General features: G+C 62.5%; 17 protein-coding genes. All 17 read right to left on the reverse strand.

Annotated elements, in window-relative coordinates; genetic code table 11:
- Positions 1-17 precede the first annotated feature (17 nt).
- The 17 genes from IPI01_05230 to IPI01_05310 all read right to left on the reverse strand — a co-directional run bounded on the left by IPI01_05230 (position 18) and on the right by IPI01_05310 (position 21,514).
- On the reverse strand, positions 18-806 hold the full coding sequence (locus IPI01_05230) for a 1-acyl-sn-glycerol-3-phosphate acyltransferase (protein MBK7257199.1): 789 nt from the start codon (positions 804-806) through the stop codon (positions 18-20).
- Positions 803-1,750: a hypothetical protein gene (locus IPI01_05235; GenBank protein MBK7257200.1), complete on the reverse strand. Its 948-nt coding sequence runs from the start codon at positions 1,748-1,750 to the stop codon at positions 803-805. Before IPI01_05235 ends, IPI01_05230 begins: the two co-directional genes overlap by 4 nt.
- On the reverse strand, positions 1,678-3,270 hold the full coding sequence (locus tag IPI01_05240) for a M1 family metallopeptidase (GenBank protein ID MBK7257201.1): 1,593 nt from the start codon (positions 3,268-3,270) through the stop codon (positions 1,678-1,680). The genes IPI01_05235 and IPI01_05240 overlap by 73 nt, the downstream gene beginning before the upstream one ends.
- 14 nt (positions 3,271-3,284) lie before the next feature.
- Positions 3,285-6,101 carry a S9 family peptidase gene (locus tag IPI01_05245; GenBank protein ID MBK7257202.1) on the reverse strand — a complete coding sequence of 939 codons (2,817 nt, stop codon included), beginning with the start codon at positions 6,099-6,101 and terminating at the stop codon, positions 3,285-3,287.
- Positions 6,102-6,176: 75 nt separating this feature from the next.
- Positions 6,177-7,331, reverse strand: a complete 1,155-nt coding sequence (gene rho / locus IPI01_05250) for a transcription termination factor Rho (GenBank protein ID MBK7257203.1) — start codon at positions 7,329-7,331, stop codon at positions 6,177-6,179.
- Positions 7,332-7,340: 9 nt separating this feature from the next.
- Positions 7,341-8,309, reverse strand: a complete 969-nt coding sequence (locus IPI01_05255; protein MBK7257204.1) for an ABC transporter permease — start codon at positions 8,307-8,309, stop codon at positions 7,341-7,343.
- Positions 8,306-9,835 (reverse strand): sugar ABC transporter ATP-binding protein, encoded by a 1,530-nt coding sequence (locus IPI01_05260; GenBank protein MBK7257205.1) that lies wholly within the window; start codon positions 9,833-9,835, stop codon positions 8,306-8,308. The genes IPI01_05255 and IPI01_05260 overlap by 4 nt, the downstream gene beginning before the upstream one ends.
- A complete protein-coding gene (locus tag IPI01_05265; protein MBK7257206.1) occupies positions 9,832-10,830 on the reverse strand; it encodes a substrate-binding domain-containing protein in 999 nt (332 codons plus the stop codon). The genes IPI01_05260 and IPI01_05265 overlap by 4 nt, the downstream gene beginning before the upstream one ends.
- A 56-nt stretch (positions 10,831-10,886) precedes the next feature.
- Entirely contained in the window at positions 10,887-11,339 is a 453-nt protein-coding gene (locus IPI01_05270; protein MBK7257207.1) for a hypothetical protein, read from the reverse strand.
- 2 nt (positions 11,340-11,341) lie between these two features.
- Complete coding sequence (locus tag IPI01_05275) at positions 11,342-12,709, reverse strand: glycoside hydrolase family 47 protein (GenBank protein ID MBK7257208.1); 1,368 nt, start codon at positions 12,707-12,709, stop codon at positions 11,342-11,344.
- Positions 12,710-12,777: 68 nt separating this feature from the next.
- Positions 12,778-14,850, reverse strand: coding sequence for a hypothetical protein (locus tag IPI01_05280; protein ID MBK7257209.1), 2,073 nt, complete (start codon positions 14,848-14,850; stop codon positions 12,778-12,780).
- On the reverse strand, positions 14,831-15,412 hold the full coding sequence (locus IPI01_05285) for a hypothetical protein (GenBank protein MBK7257210.1): 582 nt from the start codon (positions 15,410-15,412) through the stop codon (positions 14,831-14,833). Before IPI01_05285 ends, IPI01_05280 begins: the two co-directional genes overlap by 20 nt.
- Before the next feature lie 33 nt (positions 15,413-15,445).
- Positions 15,446-16,921, reverse strand: coding sequence for an alpha-N-arabinofuranosidase (locus IPI01_05290; GenBank protein MBK7257211.1), 1,476 nt, complete (start codon positions 16,919-16,921; stop codon positions 15,446-15,448).
- Positions 16,922-16,929: 8 nt separating this feature from the next.
- Positions 16,930-18,288: a sugar porter family MFS transporter gene (locus IPI01_05295; protein ID MBK7257212.1), complete on the reverse strand. Its 1,359-nt coding sequence runs from the start codon at positions 18,286-18,288 to the stop codon at positions 16,930-16,932.
- Positions 18,289-18,297: 9 nt separating this feature from the next.
- Complete coding sequence (locus IPI01_05300; GenBank protein MBK7257213.1) at positions 18,298-19,068, reverse strand: phytanoyl-CoA dioxygenase family protein; 771 nt, start codon at positions 19,066-19,068, stop codon at positions 18,298-18,300.
- Between the two features lie 127 nt (positions 19,069-19,195).
- Positions 19,196-20,374, reverse strand: a complete 1,179-nt coding sequence (locus IPI01_05305) for an AGE family epimerase/isomerase (GenBank protein ID MBK7257214.1) — start codon at positions 20,372-20,374, stop codon at positions 19,196-19,198.
- Positions 20,375-20,377: 3 nt separating this feature from the next.
- Positions 20,378-21,514, reverse strand: a complete 1,137-nt coding sequence (locus IPI01_05310) for a Gfo/Idh/MocA family oxidoreductase (protein ID MBK7257215.1) — start codon at positions 21,512-21,514, stop codon at positions 20,378-20,380.
- Positions 21,515-21,553: the final 39 nt, after the last annotated feature.

Raw genomic sequence — 21,553 nt, forward strand, 5'->3', positions numbered from 1 at the left:
GAAGAGCAGGGGGACGGTCAGCCCCGCGCCACCGTGATGCCCGTGGAGAGCGACGTGGACATCATCACGAACGCTTCCTTCGCGAGTTGTTCGGCGCTCTTGCCGCGATAGCTTTCGGGGTCGATCGGTGGAAGAATGCGCACCTGCATGTGGTGGTGGCCCCGGAGCATGATGCCGCGCTTCGGGAGAGCATTCCCGGTGCCGGAGATCAGGATGGGAAGGATGGGCCTTCTCATCCTGATCGCGAGTTCGAATGCCCCCTCCTTGAACGGACGCATCCGTCCATCCACGGAGCGGGTCCCCTCCGGAAAGATCATCAGCGAGTTCCCATCCCGTAACGCCACTTCGCAATCCCTCATCATCTTCAGGTTCCCGCGGATCGAACCGCGTTCGATCCGGATGTAGCGGTTCAATCCCATGTTCCATCCGATGAGCGGCACACGGAAGTTCTCCGCTTTGGAGACCCACTTATAGTGGAGGTGGAGACGGAACAAGACCAGGATGTCGGCAAAGGACTGATGGTTGGCGATGATCACGGCAGGCGCATCGACGGCGAGGTGTTCCGTGCCGGTGATCGTGACCTCCCAGAGCGGGTTCGCCCGGGTGTACAGGGACCCCCAGAACGAGGTGAACCGGTGGAGGAGTCTCAGCCGCCGGTCGAACGGTGCCGTGGCCACGCGCAGGACCACGGCGATCGGGAAGAGCGCGAGGGAGGTCAGGAGCATGAACCCCCAGAAGTACACCGTGACGAACAACGAAAGCATCTGTTCGCTCTTCTTCGAGATGAATGATCCGATGATGTTCACTCGGCCTCGATCACGGTACGCAGCATCTGCTGCTTCCACGCGGGGCGCGATGCATCCGCCAGTTCCCGCTGGAAGAGCGTCCGGTATGCCGAGGTGGCGAGGAAGTGGCGGGCGACATCGGTGGCCGGCCCCCGGAGGCGGCCATTGGCATGCGACATCGCATCACACAGCGAACGAACAACGTCCTCGGGGCAATGGTTCAGCGTACGCAGGGCTTCCAAGGCATGCACACGCGTCCGGAATTCATACTCCGGCCTGGCAAGCATACCCAGGGTGTCGAGCGATGACCCCTCGCCCAGGCCGGCGAGGATCTCGTGACGGAGGATCCGTATCTGTTGGCCCACGCCCCGATCGGCGGCTGTGCGCGCACAGTAGGACCGTGCCTCATCCGGGAACCGCCGTGCAAGCTTCCGGAGCGCCATCGCAACGACCTCGTAGGATGAATCTGCCAGCATGGGCTCGAGGAACGGCCGCTCTTCTTCGGCGATGCCGTTGATGATCGAGATGAGTCCCAGACGCACCTCGGCGGAGGGGTCGTGCACTGCCCGCAGCAGGAGCGCGCGGGCGTCGGCGTGGCGATCTGCCGCAAGTTGCATCACCGCCTCGCCGCGGATCGCGTGGAAGGTCTCACGGTCGTATGCGCGCATGAGTGCGGCACGTTTCTGCTCCGGCGGGAGCGTCCGCATCGCCACGAGTGCATCATAGCGGTCGATCATCCGCGGGGCCTGTGCCGCCTGGGCGGCCAGCCATGCGAACGGCTTCGGGAAGGATACGGTCTTCAGGATCCAGCTGCCGGGATCAAAGAGGACGAACGATACCGGCCGGCTTCCCGGGTTCGGGATGACGACCATATGCGTCTCGTTCTCGATCATCACACGGGCGGTGTCCAGGGTCCCGTCCGCATAATGGACCGCGAAGACAACCGGCATCCGGAACAGGCCCACGAGCTCATCCCGTTGATGGGTCTGCCTGACGGTGAAGACCGTACGCCGGAGCCCGCCGAGCGTGTTCTCTTCGACACTGAGCGCATACTGCGGTTCGCCCCCCGGTAGATCCACTGCTCGAAGAACCACGCGGGAGAGAGACCGAGGACATCCTGGAAGGACTGATACAGGTCGTTGGTCTCCACGGAACCATATGCATGCTTCTTCAGATAGCCGGTGATCACTGTGCGGACCGGTTCCTCGCCGAAGGTATACCGCATCATGTCGATGACGGCAGAGCCCTTCTGATAGACCCGTTCCGAACCGGCGCCCGAGTGAAGGATCGGAAAGCGGTTCCGTGCCGAGGCAGCGATCGCCGTCTCCTGTTCTTTCCGTCGTGCCCACTGGTAGGCGTCCTCGCCCGCCGTGGCGCGCACAAAGAGCTTGGGATAGAAGCTGGCGAAACTCTCATGCAACCATGCATTGCGGCCTACCCGTCCGGTGATGTAGTCACCGAACCACTGATGCGTGAGTTCATGCAGGTTCACATAGACGTAGTTCCGGTCAAGATATCCCCGGGCATCCACGAGGAAGAAGTCCCCGAACACGGTGGCCGTCGTGTTCTCCATGGCCCCATACAGGTAATCCTGCACGGGGATCTGCGAATAGGATTCCCAGGGATAGGGGACCCCGGTCTCGCGCTCGAGAAAGTCCACCGCCTCCGCCGAATACCGGTATGTCGGTTCGACGCGATCGCGATATTCCGGATAGTAGTACAGCGACAGAGGGACCCCGCTCGCGCTGCGGCGGCGCTCGATGCCATAGTCACCGATCCCGAGCATGACAAGGTATGTTGCGTGCGGGTGGTTCATGCGGTAGTGCCACCGGACCGTGCCGTCGGGGTTGCGCGTCTCGGAGACCAGGACACCATTGGAAAGGACCTTGTACTTCGCATCGAACGTCACAATGGTTTCGGTGGTGAGCTTGTCGTTCTGCTCATCGTAGCACGGGAACCAGTGACGGTTGTCGATGCCCTGGCCTTGCGACCAGATCTGCTTCTTGCTTGTCCCGGACAGGTCGTTCCACCCGATGAAATACAGCCCCCGGCGCGGGTTTGCGTCGTAGCGGATGGTGATACTGTCCGTGCGACCCCATGTGGCGGGCGGGTCGAACTTCACCGTCAGTCCTTCGTCCGTTGACGTGAACGGCGCTGGTTTGCCGCGGTAGGAAACGGATGCGACCCTGATCCCCGGGCCGTTGAGGAAGAGCGAGTCCACGCGCGGGCGCAAAGGCGTGAACCGATGCGTGACCGTGCCCCGGACGAGGCCCTCTGCCGGTACGAACGAAACCTCCAGGCGCATATGGAGCATATCCACCGGATGTTCCGGCGGCTCGAATTGCGGTTCGTAGTACCAGCGCGCGGTCGGCGCGGAAGCCTGGGCCAACGCGGTGTTCAATGCCCCCGTCACCAGGATGATCACTGCAAGAGCGGAGAATGATCTTCGCAGCATCTCGATCACCGTCAGAGTCATCTTCGTCATCGCTTCGCTCGTGTTCAGTGTGTGTCTGGTTCCAGGCCGAACACTTTTCCTTTGTTCACCGCCGGGATGCCCCTGGTCATCCACACCGGTGCGGGGGCATCCTTCAGATAGTGATCGAAGAATTGCATCAGGCGCACGGACAGGTCCTTGCGGTTCTTGCGCTGCACGAGGTTGTGGGCCTCACCGTTATACGTGAGCATCCACACCGGCTTGTCGAGCCGGCGCAGGGCGGAGAAGAATTCTATGCTCTGGTACCATGGCACGGCGCCGTCTTCGTCATTGTGCATGAGCAGCAACGGGGTGGTGACCTTATCGGCTGCGAACAACGGGGAGTTCTCGATGTACAGATCGCGCCGTTCCCACAGGGTTGCACCGATACGGCTCTGGGAGTGTTCGTACTGGAACATCCGGCTCACGCCGCTTTCCCAGCGGATCCCGCCGTAGGCACTGGTCATATTGGCGACCGCTGCACCGGCCATCGCCGCACGGAACATGGGCGTCCGCGTTACGATGAAGGCGGTCTGGTACCCGCCCCAGCTTTGCCCCTGAAGGCCGATACGTGCAGCGTCAACGAAGCCCGCCGCGATGAGTCTCTTCACTCCCGGGATGATGCAATCCACGGCGCTCTGGCCGGGATACCCTCTCCGGTACACGATATCCGGTATGAAGACCACATAGCCGTTGCTTGCGCACCACGCCGGATTGATCGTTGATGCGCTCGGGGCGGGGGAGAAGTACCTGTTCAACAGGTCGGAGTTGCGCTCGTAGTAATACACGATCATCGGATACTTCTTCTTCGCGTCGAATCCTTCGGGTTTGTAGAGCAGGCCATCGAGCGGCTTGCCGTCAGCGGATCGCCATGAGAAGAGTTCCACGGTTCCCCAGCGGTACTCCTTCTGCTGGAGGTTGATGTCGCTGATCCGCGTCTGGTCCGTGAAGGGCGCTCGCGCAACAAAGAGTTCGGGCGAGGTGATGAAATTGCTCTTCTGGAAGATGAACACCGAGTCCTTGCGCGCCCGGATCAGCGTGGTATAGTCGAACGCCTGTTGCACGAGCGTGACCGGCGCCCCCGAGGCCGGGAGAGAGGTCCGTGCATATCCCGCATCCTTGGTCCTGGTGTTGAACGCCCGGAGAAAGATGTCGTTCCCCGGTGTCAGGAACCGTTCTTCAGGATCGGTGCGGATGTATCGGTAGCTCATGAGCGACCTCCGGCCAGCGCCCCCCGTGAGCGACGCCGGCGCACGGTGCCCGGTGGGATCGGTGACCCAGATATCATAGCGATCATAGATCAGCAGCAGGGAATCATTCGCGGACCAACCGAGGATGCCGTGGGCGGGGGGATCATCGGGCATATCATGGAGTTCATTGTACAGCGGGACCGTGATGCCTTTGGTCACCTGTACTGTCGCTCGTGTCACGACATCCATGGTGAACCAGTGACGGCTCTTCTGGTCGTACCAGGAGATGTACCGGCCCCCTGGTGAGATGCCTGCGGTTCCTTTGCGCTTTTCCATCACACGGGTGGCAGCGCCGGTGTGCACGTCGATCAGGTACACATCATTGGAGCCGGTGTTCTCCCAGGAGGTCATGCGACGGTAGGGGACGTCGGAGAGCCCCAGGGCGGTACCGGCATTTCCCTCGTTGGCGAGGATGACCGTGGGGACCGAAGGGGAGCCCAGCTGGCGGATGGTGCGTGCATCGATATGCAGAACGGCGAGGTAGGTGCGCTTGCGTTCCTGTTCGAGATTCTTGTTCTGTTGTGTCTGGAGGAAAGGATCCTGCCAGTTCCAGACATCCAGCTTTGCTGTTTCTTCATCGAAGAGCGTCGTGTCTTCGGGGATCGGCACGGGGGCGGTCCCGAAGAAGAGCCGGGTGCCGTCCTTCGAGAAATCGGGAGTGCGGTTCTCGCTGACGAGCCAGCCGTCGGGTACGCCGGTCGTCGTCGTATCTGCGACGGGCAGAGCACTGTCGGCTCCTGCATTCCAGTAGTACAGCGTGTAATAGCGTTGCTTCGCTTTGGAGGTGTCGCGATCGGCAAGGAACGCGGCCTGGTTGCCCGCATCATCCCATGCCGCGGCACGGTAGGTACCCTTTCCGGCCAGCAGTGTGTCCACTGTGGCGGACCGTGTGTCGAAGCGATAGATACCGGGCGTGACCGTGCTGTCCTTCGCCGCGCATGTGAACAGGAGGCCGGTCCCGGGTTCATTGAAGACGTAGTCCGTTACGCCGGCATACCGGAATTCTTTGCCGTCCTCGAGGCGGCGGATGACGAGGGATGCGCCTTCATCCTTCTTGTCCTTACCCGCCGCATCATCGGCTGCATCGGCATCAGCCCCGTCCTTCTTTTTCGTCTCTGTCCGCGTGGAGTCCTTCTCAATCTGCCAGGCGATCCACCCCGCGCCCTTCTCGGGGAACTTGAAGGACTTCACGCGGGGATCCCGCACCAGGGAATCCGCTCCGAAGCGCAGGATCGCGAGGGAGTCTTTGGGGAGTTGATCGGGTTTCTTCTTTGCGATCTTCGCTTTCCGTGTTTCGGCGAAGGGGGCTTTGATGATGAATGCGGCATACCGGGAATCCCACGAGATCCGGGGCGCTGTACCGCGCGCGACGGTATCCATGGCTCCGGTTCGTACGGTACGGATGACCAGGGCGGCATCCCCTTCCTGGGGCTCGATCACATAGACGATATGGTCGCCATCTGCGCTGATGGCTTCCCCGCTGATCTTCTTCCACCCGTCATAGACGGTATGATCGAGGGGTTTCTTGTCGGCGGCGAACGCGGAGAGCGTGAGCAGCGAAAGGACGGCAAGAGTCGGAATGCGTAGGCGCATGATGGATCCTGACCTGTGGATGTGACACATCGGCACAGCGCGGCCCCATCGAACCTGCGGGGCCCGGATGTGCGGTTACGTGAACTTGGACAGCAGCATGGCGTTGGTGGGGTACTGCTCGAGCAGTTTCTGGACCGCCAGCATGGCTTCGCGCGGGCGCATCCGGGAGAGTGACCTCCGCAATGCCTGGTGCCGGTCGTTCTCTTCGCCGAAGAGCAATTCCTCACGGCGTGTACCGGACAGATTGAGACTGATCGCAGGAAAGATGCGCTCGTCCGCCAGTTCCCGGTCCAGGACCAGTTCCATGTTGCCGGTCCCTTTGAACTCCTGGAAGATCAGTTCATCCATGCGCGATTCGGTCTGGATCAGGGCGGTCGCGATCATTGTCAGCGATCCTCCTCCCTCGATCTTCCGGGCGGCACCGAACATGCGCTTGGGGATCTCCAGAGCGCGGACATCCACGCCACCGGACATGGTGCGGCCGGTACCGCGCTGGTGGACGTTGAAGGCCCGTCCGAGGCGTGTCAGGGAGTCCATCAGCACCACCACATCCTTGCCGGTTTCGACCTTCCGGCGCGCATATTCGAGGACAAGCTGGGCAAGGCGCACATGCAGTCCGCCTTCACTATCGCTTGAGCTGGCGAACACTTCCCCTTTGATCGATCGGCGCATATCCGTGACCTCCTCCGGCCGTTCGTCGATGAGGAGCACGGCGAGTTCGATGGAGGGGTGGTTCCGGCTGATCGCATGCGCGAGTTGTTGCATGAGCATCGTCTTGCCGGCCTTGGGTGGCGAAACGATCAGGGCGCGTTGGCCCTTGCCGATGGGGCAGAACAGGTCGACGACGCGCATCGGCCGGTCGCCAAGCCGTCCTGCGACCGAGTCGTCCCGTCCTTCGAGTTTGATCCACTCATAGGGAGAGATCACATCATGGCTGGTGAAGTCGGGGAGAGCCACCCACGCACCCGGGGCGAGGCCGTTCACGGTATGGAGCTCTTCCATGATCGGGTTCGGGTTCCGCCCCTGTCGTGCGAGCCCTTCGAGGACGGAGCCCGCACGGAGGTTGTTGTCCCGAACCTGCCGTGCGGTGACCATCACGTCGCCCGGTTGGGGCTGGAGGGTCAGGGAGCGCGTGCGAACGGCTCCACCGCCGCGCGTGTCCAGTTCGAGGATGCCTGAGAACGGGAAGGGTGACATCTTTGGCTGAGATTGCTGCTGATGCTGCTGCATGCTGCTCCTTTACGCCGCTCCCAACGCCTTGCGGCGCTGCCTCCAGCGGTCCAGGGCGACCGCGATCACGATGATGACGCCGGTGACTATTTCCTGGACCCAATTCGGGAGGCCCATCTGGGCACACCCCGAGCGGATGACGGTCATGATAAGTGCGCCGACGATGGTGCCGGCGATCGAACCCTCGCCGCCATTCAGGCTTCCGCCGCCGATGACGACGGCAGCGATGACATCCAGTTCAACGCCCGAGGCGACGGTCGGGTCGCCCACCGTGAGCCGGGAGAACTGCAGGATACCCGCAACGCCGGCGAATGCACCGCCGAGCGAATAGACGATCAGTTTGACCCGGTCCACGGGTACGCCGCACAGCCGTGCGGTCTGTTCGTTCGACCCGATGGCGATGATATGGCGGCCGAGCCGGGTGTACAGCAGGACGCCGGCCACGAGGAACGAGAGGCCGATCGCGAGCCACACTCCCCACGGGACGATGCGCCAGCCCTCGCCCTGCGGGAGCGCTGCCAATAGCTCTTTCAACCATGTGAGCGGGGCGTCGATCTTCTGCTCGTGCGCAAATCCCTTGGCCGCTCCGCGCACGACGAGCAGGGTGCCGAGGGTGACAATGAAGGGGACGACCTTGAGCCGCGTGACCAGATAGCCGTTCAAAAATCCGCAGAGGAGGCCGGTGGCGATGCCGCCGGACGCCGCGACGAGTGGCGGGAGCCCCGCCTGCAGCAGTGCCGCGGTGATGACCGTGACGAGGGCAATGATCGATCCCACGGACAGGTCGATGCCGCCCGCAATGATGATGAGCGTCATGCCGAGCGCAGCGGTCCCGACGATCGCCGTCTGCCGTGCGATGGTCTCAAGATTGTTCAACGACGAGAAACTCGACGGCCCGCCGATCGCAAACAGCGCGAAGATCAGAATGAGTCCGATGAGCGGTCCGAGTGTCTGGGCAAGTGAAGATGTGCGTTTCATGCGGGATTACCTTGTCCTGTCGCTGCGAGCAAGAGCGCGTGTTCTGTCCATTCGTGCGCCGGGCGGGCGGGCCCGAGCGTACCGCGGTGCATCACGGCGATACGGTCGCACACGCCGAGCAATTCCGGCAGGTAGCTGCTGACCAGCAGGATGGCCCTGGGCCGGATATCGTGCTCCGGGTCGCCCGCGGCCAGACGGTCGATCAGTTCGTAGATCTGTGATTTACTTGCGACATCGATGCCACGTGTCGGCTCGTCGAGCAGGAGGATATCCACCTTCTCATGGAGCAGCCGGGCGATCGCGACCTTCTGCTGATTGCCGCCGGACAGTGTGCGGACCTCCTGCTCGGGTCCGCGTGTGCGGATGCCAAGGCGGTCGATCCACTCCCGTGCGACCGTATCGATGTGCCGCGGGCGCACGATGCCGAACGGACTGGTATCGTGCGAGAGGTTCATGGTGATATTGCTGGCGACGCTCAGCGATCCGGCAAGCCCTTCCGTGGCCCGGTCCTCGCTCACCATTCCGGCGCCCTGCTGCCAGCGGTCCTTCGGCGAGGCCCATCCGCTATGCACCTGGAGGGTGATCTCGCCGCTCACGACCGGTTCGAGTCCGAACAGGGTGCGGAGCAACTCCGTGCGTCCGGCTCCGACGAGTCCGGCGAGCCCGAGGACCTCGCCGCGGCGCAGATCGAAGGTGGCGTTCACGGGTTTCGGTGCAGCGCCGATCCCGACGGCGTGGATCATGATCTCGCCCGGTGTGCGCTTCGAGTGCGGATAGAGCTGTTCGAGTTTGCGCCCGATCATGAGGTTGACGATCTCGTCGATGCTGTGGTCCGCGATCGCGCCGGAGCCGACCGTCTGTCCATCGCGAAGGACCGTGAACTTGTCCGAGATCCGTTTTACCTCTTCGAGGAAATGCGAGATGTAGACGATCGCGTGGCCTTTGCTCCGGAGGGTGTCCAGCACGCCGAACAGGTGATCGATGTCGGCAAGCGTCAGGCTGCTTGTGGGTTCATCCAGCACGAGGATCTTGCAGCCCACCGCGAGGGCGCGGGCGATCTCCACGACCTGACGCGTTGCGATCGGCAGGTCGCCGACGCGTGTGCGGGTGTCGAGCGATCCATACCCCAGCATGGCAAGGGCCTCGTGGGCACGGTCCCGGATCGCGGTACGGTCGCGGAGCCCGAAACGCATCGGCTCCATGCCGAGCATGATGTTGTCGCCGACCGGAAGATGCGGCGCGAGGGAGAGTTCCTGATAGATCATGGCGACGCCGGCTTCGCGTGCCGCCTGCGTCGTGGACGGGGAGAACGGCGCGCCGTCCAGATGCATCTCACCCTCGTCGGGTCGGATGGCACCTGCGAGAACCTTCATGAGCGTGCTTTTGCCTGCACCGTTCTCGCCGATCAGCGCATGGACCTCTCCCGGGGCGACGGCGAGGTCCACTCCCTGGAGTGCGACCGTGGCACCGTACCTCTTGCGGATCCCCCGCATCGCGAAACGGGGGACCGGTGTTGCCTGCGTCATTCCAGCCACCGTGTCAGGTCCGGTTGAATGAGGTCTTTCATTTCAGGCCTGTCAATGTTCTCCGGTGTCACAAGGGTGACTCCCGTGTCGATGCGCTTCTCGACCTTCTCGCCGCGCAGATGGCTGACGACGGTCTTCACGCCGATATATCCCATGCCCATCGGGTTCTGGACCACGAAGGCATTCAGCTGGCCGACCCGCAGCGCTTCGACCAGCTTCGGCGAGGCATCAAAACCGACGAAGGTGATCTTGCCGGCGTGACCGCCATCCTGCAATGCGCGGAGCATGCCGAAGGTCGTGGATTCGTTGGGGGTGAAGATGCCGTCGATCGTCAGGGCGCCGGACTTGTCCGTGAGCGGCGCCAGGATGTTCTCGCTCATCCGGTAGGCCGACTCGACCGTGGGCCCGCCGTATTGATTCGAACTCACCACCGTGATCCCCGGTGCCGTGACAATGGTCTCGAGGAAACCGCGCTCGCGGTTGGTGGTGCTCGCACCGCCCTCCATCACCCGGAGCATGACCACGCGGCCTTTGCCATGCAGCAGCCGGATCAGCTCCAGGGCTCCCATCTTGCCGCCGAGGTAATTGTCCGTGGCCGCGAAGCTGACGTAGTCATCGCTCTTGAGATCGGAGTCGATGATCACCACCGGGATCCCGGCCGCTTTGGCATTGGCCACCGGCCCGCGCAGGGCGATGTCATCGAGGGGTGCAAGGACGATGCCGTTGACGCCACGGCTGATGAAGTCTTCCATCACGGAGATCTGTTGCTCCCGGTCGTCTTCCCGCATCGGGCCTTTCCAGATGATCTCGACGTTCATCTCCTGTCCCGCCTTCGCGGCGCCGGCGTGGATGGCTTTCCAGAACTCGTGTGTTGTTCCCTTCGGTATAACGGCGATGGTCATCTTGCCGGAAGTCGCAGAACCTTCGCGTTTGCCGCAGCCTCCGAGCACGGCCGTGGTCAGAAGGATCAGCGGCAATACTATGCGTAACTTCATGAGTGAGCCCTTTCGCCAATGAAGTGATCGTCCGTACAATGCGATTGCCGCGGGGGTCAGGGGCCGTAGAGCAGGTACGTCACCACGCTGGCAACGTACGCCGTCAGGCCAATGACCAGGAGGCCAAGTTCAACGAAATACAGGCGTGTCTTGTGGTTGCGATACCGGATGATCCTGACCAACGTCTCCTGAGGGTCATCGCCCAGGAATTGCGTGGTCCACCGGATGCGGAGGCCGCCCAGGAGCAGGATCACGACCGCCGAGAGGACGAAGACGATCCCGAGGGCCATGCTGTATCGGGCGAAGAGATTCGTCTGCGCGATCTTCGGCCCGGAAAATCCCGTGATCGTCAGAGCGAGTGTCGCCAGCGTCAGCAGAAGTTGCGAACGCGCCTGGATGACGTCGAAGTGATGGCGCATGAACTCGATCGCGTCACCGAGTTGGTCCCTTCCCGTGAACAGTGCCAGGAGACGGGAGGCCTCTTCTTCTGCACCAAGCGGCCGTTCCACGGCTACCAGGTCTTTCTCAGGGGATGGGCCTCCGTTGTGAAGAAGACGCCATCGAGGTTCACAGCGCTCTCGGATGCAAAGAGGAGGTACAGGTACTTCAGCGTTTCAGCAAGGAAGTAGGTCTCCATCCGGTCCATCTTTTCCTTCGTGATCACGCTCTTCAACTCCGCGTAGCCGGCATCAGTGCGGCAATGGGTCTTCAGACTGTCCAGGAAGACCTTGCCCATTTCCAGATACCGCTGATCTCCCGTGGCCCGGTAGAGATAGAATGCCGATTCCATGATCTCGGGGTTCAGGTAGTAGGCGGGTTTCACCGCTTTCATCGTGGTGTAGTCGAATTCCGTGGGTTCGAGCCCGTGGCGTTTCCACATGGTGAAGAATGATTCCTGCATGTCGACCGCCTGCTTCACGTCGCCTGCAAGGCTCAGTACCGCCGGATAAAATGCATCCAGCGCCCCGGTGACCGTTGCCGTGCGCGCGCCGGTGTTCATGTTCACCTTGCCATACCACAGCCCGGAGGCGGTGGAGTCGGCCACGTACGTGTTCAGGGCCACATAGGCTTCGCGCCACATCGTGAGGCAATCGAGATCCTCGAACATCAGCGCACCTTTGACGAGGTATTCAAAGAACGAATCGATGCACGCGGAGATGTGAGAATCCGTACCGGTCCATTCGCCGGTCACACAGTCGATCCCGTCACCGTACAGTCCCAGATCCGACCGGCGCTCGTACAGATTGAGGAGGGCGTACTTGGCATAGTTGTAATACTTCGCCTCGCCCGTAAGGCGGCTGAGTGTGCCGAACTCGATCAGATAGGTCCCGATCTCTGCCGGATTCGTCTTGGTGCCGCGCACAGCTCCGGTCCTGAGATTGACCTCCACATACGGCAACCCGCTGGGAGATTTGAAGATCGGAATGAGCCGGTCCCCGAGGTCACGCGCCAGCTTCAGGAACCGTTCATCCCCGGTGAGCTGGTAGCTGGAGAGGAGCCCGCCCAGCAGGCGGATATTGATCTCGAACGCCTTCACGAACATGTCGTGGTCGAACGACAGATGCGTGAGGATGTACTCGCGGGTGGAATCAGCCTCGGCCTTGAACCCCATCATGATCATGGTGTCCAGCGCGTCGATCTGAGCTATCAGGAGCGGGTCACTGTACCAGTTGAACCCCTTCTTGCTGAGTGGGAGGAGGGCATCGTGGCCCCACGCATACTTCTTATATCCACTCCAGGCATGGGCGAATTCTTCCCGCACGCTCGCGGCAAGGCGCTCCTTTTCTTCGGGGGAAAAGGTGGTTTGGGCCGTGGCCGGTGCGACACCGGCACAGAGCATGATGCTCAGCATGAGGAGGACAGAGGCCAAGGAACGCATGGGACACTTCCGGAGTGGCAGAAACAGGTGTTGTGCAATATACATAAAGAATGGTTCGGGAGAAACTGTTATCTTTTGCGAACGAACGTGAAGGATGCCGCCCTCCCCAGAGGGAGTTCGATGGAAGCAGCGTCGCCGCCCGATGAAGGACGGAACCCCAATGCCCGGAGCGCTTCCAGATGCAGGACGATCCGGTCGCGCCCATTCCGCCCCGGCACCTTCCCGACCTTGACCACGGCGGTCTCTCCGTCTGCTGCGACCTCAAGCGACAGGTCCACGGGCCCGAGGAGCGATCCCCCTTTCGACACCGACGTCCGCGCCCCCGGGACCAGCCACGCAGCGGGGATCCCATCGAGCAGGTGCAATGTGGTGCCACGTTCGCGGACCAGGAACGAGCGGACGGCCTGGACGAAGAACGCCGCGGCCTCGGCGTTCGACATGTCGCCGGATGTCCTCGTGCCCACGTCCTTCGGTTGTTGCTCCTCGACCCACGTCCCGAGAGGCGTCGCATGGTCCGCATACGCCTGCAGGGAGGTGTACGCGGCTGCACTGTTCCTTCTGTAGAGGTGCGCGAGGGAGTGAATGCCCCCGAGCCAGCCCCAGATGCCATCCTGCATCCAACCGCTCCCTGCAATGATCCCCTCACGCGTGGTGCTGTCGAGCATGGCGAGCGTCGACCGTACGGCGTGTTCGACGTCAGCGTCATCACTATAGAAGATCTCAGCGTATGGGATCGGCAACAGGAACGCATACTGACCGCGCTGGGGTGCGATCCCCTGTGTTGTATCGCCGATCCCGACGGGAAGATAGGCAAGCCCCCGCTCATCCACGGTCATGTCCCGCCGGATGGCGATGCGGACCGCATCGGTCATATTGCGCCGGAGCGTCGACCACATGGCCGCGTCGCGAACGAACCCGAGCCGCGATCCCGCTTCGATGGCGTGGTCGAGTGCGATCAATGCCCACCAGACCGTGCCATAGTCCGCGGTGCGGTGCGCAATGCCGCCGTCCACGAATCCCGGTGGCATCAATCCTGCGTACGGTGCGCCCGGCACCTCGCGGGTACGGCGCTGCACCTCATCGATCCATCCGATGCCCGCCCGCACGACATTCCAGTGACGATGCAGCCATGCGTCGTTCCGCGCGAAGGACGCGTATCGGCACATCATGGCGATGAAGACGGGGGTTTCGTTCAACGCATCCGCCGGACGGAGGACGATGAATTGGCCTGAGGGCCGTTGAAACTGCAAGCCGTGCTCGAGCGCACTGCGGACGGAGGCCGTGTCGCCGAGCATCAGGGCGACACTCCCGCTCAGGAACACATCGCCGAGCCAGAGCCCACGGTACACGCTCGGGCCGGGCTGGAACTGGATGCCGCCGTCCACGCGATCGCGGATCTGATAGATGGTCCGTGCACTGGTCTCAAGAAGATATTGCAGCCGTGCATCCGGTACGGTGATAGCACCAGGAGGGACTGGACCCTGTGTTGTCCAGTACCGCACGGCACGGGAGCGTTCGTGGTCGGCGTCAGGCATGCGGATGGCCCCCGCGGATACGGCTTTGCCTGTGAGCACCGTTGCCACCACGTGCTCGGTGCCGCGCGGGAAGTACAACTGCAACGAGTCTCCGGTGCGCGCGATCCGTTCGGCCTTCGGCTCGGTGATGACGAACGGTGCATCACCGGAAAGTATCGTCCCGGTACCGGTATCGACGCTCAAGGGTCGGCGTGAACGGATCGAGAGGACGGGTTGGGCGTTGCCCGTGGTGCGCGCTACCAACAGGTCCTTCCGGGTCACCGGTGCCCACTGTTCCCATTCACTTCCGCACTCGTGCGCGAGTTCCGCGAAGCGGCGGGCTTCCCCTGAGATCACATCAGCCGCTGTCACCGCCGCGCCGGAAGGGAAGATCCAGAATGCGTTCAGGATCACGTTCGGATCCGGACTGTCCGGTGCAGCATGGACCTCAATGGTCAACCATCCGTTGCGATCGGTGTCCGTCCCCTTGAACAGATGAACGTACGGCCTGTTCCTCTGTCCATCGGGCATCGGATCCACGATGCGGGCAGGAGCTCCTTCGATCTCCAGCGATTCCAGGCGCGCCCGCTTCGTGCCCTTGTATGGTTCACAGAGGCCGAGTGCCACAACGCGGCTCGACCCTGGCGGGACCTGCACGCGATAGCGGATCGCACGGTTCGTTCCCCATGCCACAGAACGGAATGCCGGATCGGTCCCAGCGGGAGGCGACGCCCAGTACCGCGTCCCGTTCAAGCCCTCCCGGACGCCGGATCCTTCCGTGTGCCGCTGGGAACGGGGGAGGAAGGCCGCGCGGCGGGATCACGGTGAATGCCTCCACCGTCAGGCCATTGGCCCCATTCTTCAGCTGCGTACACGCTATCGGGACGCGGGGGTCATCGTACCATTGTCCGGCTACGGTGTCGGGGCCGGCCTTCATGTGGAATCCGATCTCCGTGAGCGGTGTGGCGTACGGGCCCGGCCCGAAATCGTATGCAAGCGATCCATCCCCGGTGACCAACGGCTTGTGCCAGTCATCCGGCAGGCCGATCGCATTCACGTGACGCGCCGGTGCGAAAGGGAATGAGAGACGGTCGTTGTCGTTCCCGGTACTGCTGGCTGTCCGGGGCGGGCAGACGGCCAGACAGCACGCGATGATGAAGCACCGGGTAGTGCGGGAGCTTGAGATCATGGAGTTCTTCCTTGTTGCAGCGTGCCCCTGGGATCAGGAAACGGTGATCCGAAGATGCATGATGGAGAGGGGAGCCATGGTCATTGCGATCGTATCCCCTGAGACCTCCGGGGTGACCGGGTGCGGCACGATCCGGTCCGGGTTCGCAAAGGTGTTACATGCATTGGGATCATTGTCCGCGATCTCTTCGCCTTCGACCGCGGAAATGGATGCGTCGCCGATATCCAGCCGGATCGCCCGGGGTGCTCCAGGGTCGGGGTTCACACACGTCACGACGATCGTCCGGTCATCACGCGAAGCGGACACCGACAGCTCGCGTGACGGGGACAGCGGGGACTCCACACGGAGCGCCGTCCGGTTCCTGTGATCCTTCATCAGGACGAGGGCATGATACGTTGGTGTTCGGACACACGCAGGCCCGGAGGTGAGCAGCGAGGCCTGCAGGACATTGGCGACCTGAGCGATGTTGCACATTCCCAGCTTGTCTGCGTGCCGGTGGAAGACATTGAGGCCGAGTGCCGCGGCGGCAGCGTCGCGAATGGTATTCTGCTGCCAGAACAGCCCGTACTGGTCTTCGACCTCTTTCTCGCTCACGTCCCACGTGCCCCATTCGTCCACGAGCAGGTCGATGCGGGGGATGCCTGCCCGTTCAGCGAACATGTCCAGGTATGCGCGCTGCTCGACGATCGCGTGCTCCATCCCCTCAAAACTTGAGAACTGGGTGCGGAGAGCATCGGGCGTGTACCGGGTCGGGGCGCAGGTCCCCCAGCTGTAGTAGTGCATCGCGAATCCGTGGATCCGCGGGGTGAACATGCGTCCCGCGCTGAGCGCGGTGAAGAAACGCCGTGTCCACGCGGTGTCGTTGTTGTTCGGTCCGACGGCGATGAGGTACGGTGTTGTGCCGCCGCACGTGGGGACGAACGTACCGAAGCGGGCATAGAGGGCGGCATACTCTTCCGCGGTCATGTTCCCGCCGCACGCCCAGCTCTCGTTCCCGATGCCCCAGTAGCGCACGGCGAATGGATCGCGCGCGCCGTTGCCGATCCGCATGTCTGCGAGCGTGCTGCCCGACGGGTAGTTGCAGTATTCCACCCAATCGCGAAGTTCGGACGGAGAGCCGCTTCCCATGTTCGCTGCCAGGTAGGGCTGTGCGCCGATGAGGGAACACAGGTGCATGAACTCGTGCGTCCCGAAGCCATTGTCCTCGATCGATCCGCCCCAGGTGTGATTCACGGTGCGCGGCCGCCGCTCTGCCGGACCGATCCCGTCGCGCCAGTGATAGGCATCGGCGAAACACCCGCCGGGCCAGCGGAGTACGGGAACGGCAAGGGTGCGAAGATACTCCACCGCACGAGCGCGGAGGCCATCGATGTTGGGTATCGTACTGTCGCGTCCGACCCAGATCCCGCCGTAGGTGGCCGTACCCAGGTGTTCGAGAAAGTGTCCGTGTAGTTCCGGCCGGATCACACCGATGGCATCATGGGCGTGGATCGTTATCGTCGTTGGCATCGTCGGCCTCAGTGGATCCAGGATCGTTCGATCTCTTCGAGGGTCTTCCCTTTCGTTTCAGGAAGGAATCGCCAGACCAGAACGACGGTGGCGACGCAGAAGAACGCATACAGCCAGAAGGGGAATGCGTGGTGGAAGTGTTCGACCAGCCACGCATTCGCATCCAACATCGGGAACGTTTGTGAAATGATGAAGTTCGACATCCAGAGCAGGAACGTGGCGGCCGCCATTGCGCGGCCGCGGAGGCGTGTGGGGAAGATCTCGGCGAGCACGACCCAGACCACCGGGCCCATCGACAGCGCGAAGCAGGCGATATAGCCGAGGATGAAGATGAGTGTCCACGCTGCGGTGGTCGAGGTGTAGGCACTCCACCCCAACCCGGCCAGCGCGGCCCCCATCCCTGCTGCACCGATCATCAGCAGAGGCCTGCGCCCGAGGTGGTCCACGGTGCGTATCGCCACGACCGTGAACAGCACGTTGCACGCGCCGATGACCACGGTCTGGAGCAACGCCGCATCGGTTCCCGAGCCAAGCGACTTGAAGATCTCGGGTGCATAGTAGAGGAAGACATTGATGCCGGTGATCTGCTGGAGGACCGCCAGTGAGAGGCCGATCACGAATGTCCGGCGGATCCCGGGCCGGAGCAGGTCGCGCAGTGAGGATCCTTCCAGGGCGATCGCTTCCGTGATCTCCCGTACCTCCTGGTGTGCATGTGCGGCGCCGGAGAGCCGGGTGAGGGTCGCGGTGGCTTCGTCAACCCGCCCCTGCTTGATGAGCCAGCGGGGGCTTTCGGGGATCGCGGCAAGGGAGAGCATGAACAGGAGCGCGGGGATCGTTTCCGAGCCGAACATCCATCGCCAGCCTGTCGAGGTGTTCCATGCCTGGTCGCCGAGTCCTGCGATCCAGTAATTGACGAAGTAGACGAGCAGGATACCGCTGACGATCGCGAATTGATTGAAGGAGATGAGCCGGCCGCGGATCCCGGCAGGCGCTATCTCGGCGATATACAGCGGCGAGAGCATCGAGGCCATGCCGACGCCGACGCCGCCGATGACGCGGGCGATGTTGAATTCGGTGAGGGAGTTGGGGATCGCCGACCAGATCGCGGAGACGGTGAAGAAGAGGGCGGAAAGGAGAAGCGCCCTCCTCCTGCCGAACCGGTCGCTCAGCGAGCCCGCCCCGGCGGCTCCGAGGATGCAGCCGAGGAGGGCACTGGATGCCGCAAACCCTGTCTCAGCGGCATCCAGCGAGAAGTGGTCACGGAGAAACCCGATCGCACCCGCGACCACCGCCGTATCGTAGCCGAAGAGGAGCCCGCCAAGTGCGGCGACGGTGCTGAGAAGGGTGGCGTACTTCGTCGGTTGCATGGGCTTCACTCATTTCCACCGGTCGCATCCGGCAAATGCCATGTGGACGCCGTCCTGATAGCGTGGCCGCGGGCGGTAGTCATTGATGCCCGGCACGGCGTTGCCACGGAGGAGGAACGGCGCCGCCATCTCCGGCTTCAGGAGGCGTGTGGTGGTGGGGATGTAGCGGATGGTCAATCCCATGCGCCACAGGTCGGAGGTGTTCGCTTCCGATCCATGAATGGTGTTGGGGTGATGGATCGACAGGTCACCGGCCTTGAGGATCACGTCGATGGCCTTTGACTCATCCACGTACTGCTCCTTCATCGCCGAACCGAGGACGTTGTCCACATCCTTTCGCTCCTCATGCTGTTCGAGGACCAGATGGTGGGTGCGCGGGATGACACGCATGCATCCATTCGCAGGCATGGAGTCGGAGACGGCCAGCCACATGGTGATCACGTTCATCGGTTCGATGGGCCAGTAGCTGCCGTCCTGATGCCAGAGCACCGCCTGCCCCGTGCGCGGCGGCTTGCAGATGTAGTGTGTCGCAAAGAGGGCGATGTCGGGCCCGACGAATTGCTGCGCGATATCCAGAAGGCGGTTATCGCTGATGAGCCGCACCCAGAACGGGTCGTTCCAGGCGAGATGAGCATGGAGTTGCTCCGGCCGGACGCCGGGGTTCTTTTCCAGGAGCCAGTGGACATGCCGCTGTGCCTCTTCGACGAGCGCACTGTCGATGGCTTCGCGGACGACAACATAGCCTTCCCGATCGTAGATCTCTTTCAGGTCCTTCTGCATCGCGGATCTCCAATGAATGTGCTTGCGGGGACAGCGCGGTGGGCTTCCTACAGGGGAGATACGGGAAATCTTCCTCGAATGCAACGGCGTTTCAGATGAGAAACGCCGTTGCACCGGGGGTGTGCGATCAGCGCGGCCGGGGGGCCGCAGGGTCGAGCATCTGTGCGCACATGAACAGGCAGCGGGGGAGGTGATAGCAACCCTTCCACTTGCCGCCCTTCAGCGGGAGCGCGACCTCTCCCCGTCGGTTGAGATATCCGAACCACTCACCATAGGCGGGGTCGGGGTAGTGCGACCAGGTGTACTCATGCACCTTCTCGAACCACGGCCGGCAGTCCGTCCGGCCAAGCCGCGTCTCTGCCATGAGCAGCGCGACGAGCGTCTCAATGTGGGCCCACCAGAACTTCTGGTCCCACTCGAGCTTTTCGCAGGGCCTGCCCCGGGCATCCAGGAACCCGAAGATCCCGCCGTATTCCTTGTCCCACGAGAACTCGAGGATACGCAGCAGGGAATCCGCCGCGCGGTGAGCAAGAGCTGTATCGCCTCGTTTGAGCGCGGCGTCCATGAGGAACCACATGCCTTCGAGGCCGTGGCCAGGATTCAGCAGGCGCCCCTCGAACGTGTCCGGATGGCTCCCGTCCGGAGCCACGTTCTCGTAGACGAGGCCGCTCGCTTTGTCGATGAACAAGGTATCGATGTCGTTCATCCACCGGCGTGTGTTCTCCTCGAACAGGTCCTTCGGGAGGAGCCACTCAAGTTCATGCGCGACGTGGAGGAACATCATCGGGAACGCAAAGGAGCGGAGGCTCCGGGTTCCGGGATAGGCCTTGGTGTACTTCCCTTTCGGGAAGTGTTCCCGGCGCAGCATATTCCGGAACGCGTTGAGCGCGATGTCCTTTGCTTCTTCATCACCCGATGCCAGCGCATACTGGCTGAGACCGACGGCCGCGAAGCAGTCGCTGAAGATGTTGTAGGGTTGGACCAGCGGTGCCCCTTCGCGGTTCAGCGAGAAGTACCAGTCGCCGCTGGCATCCCTGCCGTGCGCCCGGAGAAAATCCGCCCCGTGTTTCGCCATGGCGAGCCACTCCGGACGTTTCTCCATCCGGTTGTAGAGCATGGCATACGTCCACGTCTGTCTGCCCTGCAGCCAGACGAACTTGTCCGTGTCATAGACCTCGCCTGTGCGGTCGAGGCACGTGAAGAACCCGCCCTGCGGGTCGCGCGAATGTTTGTCCCAGAACGGCAGGACATCGTCAAGCAACGTGGCGCGGTACTGCTGAAAGAGTTGCTGGTTCCCGGGGAGCATAGTTCAGCCTTTCTGTACGATCTTGAGATCGGGAAGGGGGATCCACTTCCTGTCCTTCCACGACTCGATGCCCTTCTCCGCGAGTTGCACACCCTTGGCGCCCTCGAGCAGGTCCCAGGGGAACGGTTCGTTCGCCGCGATGTGGCGCAGGTACAATTCCCATTGGATCTTGAAGGCGTTGTCGAATGCCTGCTGCGAGGGGACGGTCATCCACTGATCCAGGAACGTGAACGGGTTCTCGACGTCCGGATTCCATGTCGGACGCGGTGTTGCATGTGCCGGCTGGATGACGCAGTCCCGCAGTCCCGCAACGGCAGAACCCAGGGTCCCATCGACCTGGATGGTGAGGAGATCGTCACGGCGGACACGGGTGGTCCACGACGAGTTGAACTGGGCAACGATGCCGTCGTTCAGTTCGAAGGTCGCGTATGCGGCATCATCCGCGGTGCATGCATACGGCTTGCCCGATTCATCCCAGCGTGTGGGGACATGTGTGGCGCCGAGGCAGGAGACGCTGCGGACCGGTGCGATCACATTGTCGAGAACGTAGCGCCAGTGGCAGAGCATATCGAAGATGATCCCGCCGCCGTCTTCGACGCGGTAGTTCCACGACGGCCGTTGCGCGGGGATATGTTCTCCCTCGAAGACCCAGTACCCGAAGTCGCCTTTCACGGAAAGGATACGGCCGAAGAATCCGCTGTCTCTCAGCAACCGCAGCTTGATGAGTCCGGGAAGCCACAGTTTGTCCTGCACCACGCCGTGCTTCACGCCCTTTTCTTCCGCAAGAAGATAGAGATCGTAGGCTTCATCGGTGGTGAGTGCCGTGGGCTTCTCGCAATAGATATGTTTGCCCGCCTTGATAGCGGCGCGGATCGCCGGGACGCGCAGGTTCGTGACCTGGGCATCGAAATAGATGGTGTTGTGTGTGTCGGCAAGCGCCTTGCCAAGGTCGGTGGTCCACCGGACGATGCCGGAACTCGCGGCGAGTTGTTCAAGGCGTTGGGCATTGCGGCCGACAAGGATCGGGTCGGGCATGACCACTTCGCGGTCATTCAGCCGGACGCCTCCCTGGCGCATGATGGCCACGATGGAGCGCATGAGGTGTTGATTCGACCCCATGCGGCCCGTGACCCCGTTCATGATGATGCCGACGTGATGCGTTGTAGTTGACATGTGTCC

The sequence above is a fragment of the Ignavibacteriota bacterium genome (genome assembly GCA_016707525.1).
Taxonomy (GTDB): domain Bacteria; phylum Bacteroidota; class Ignavibacteria; order UBA10030; family UBA6906; genus JAGDMK01.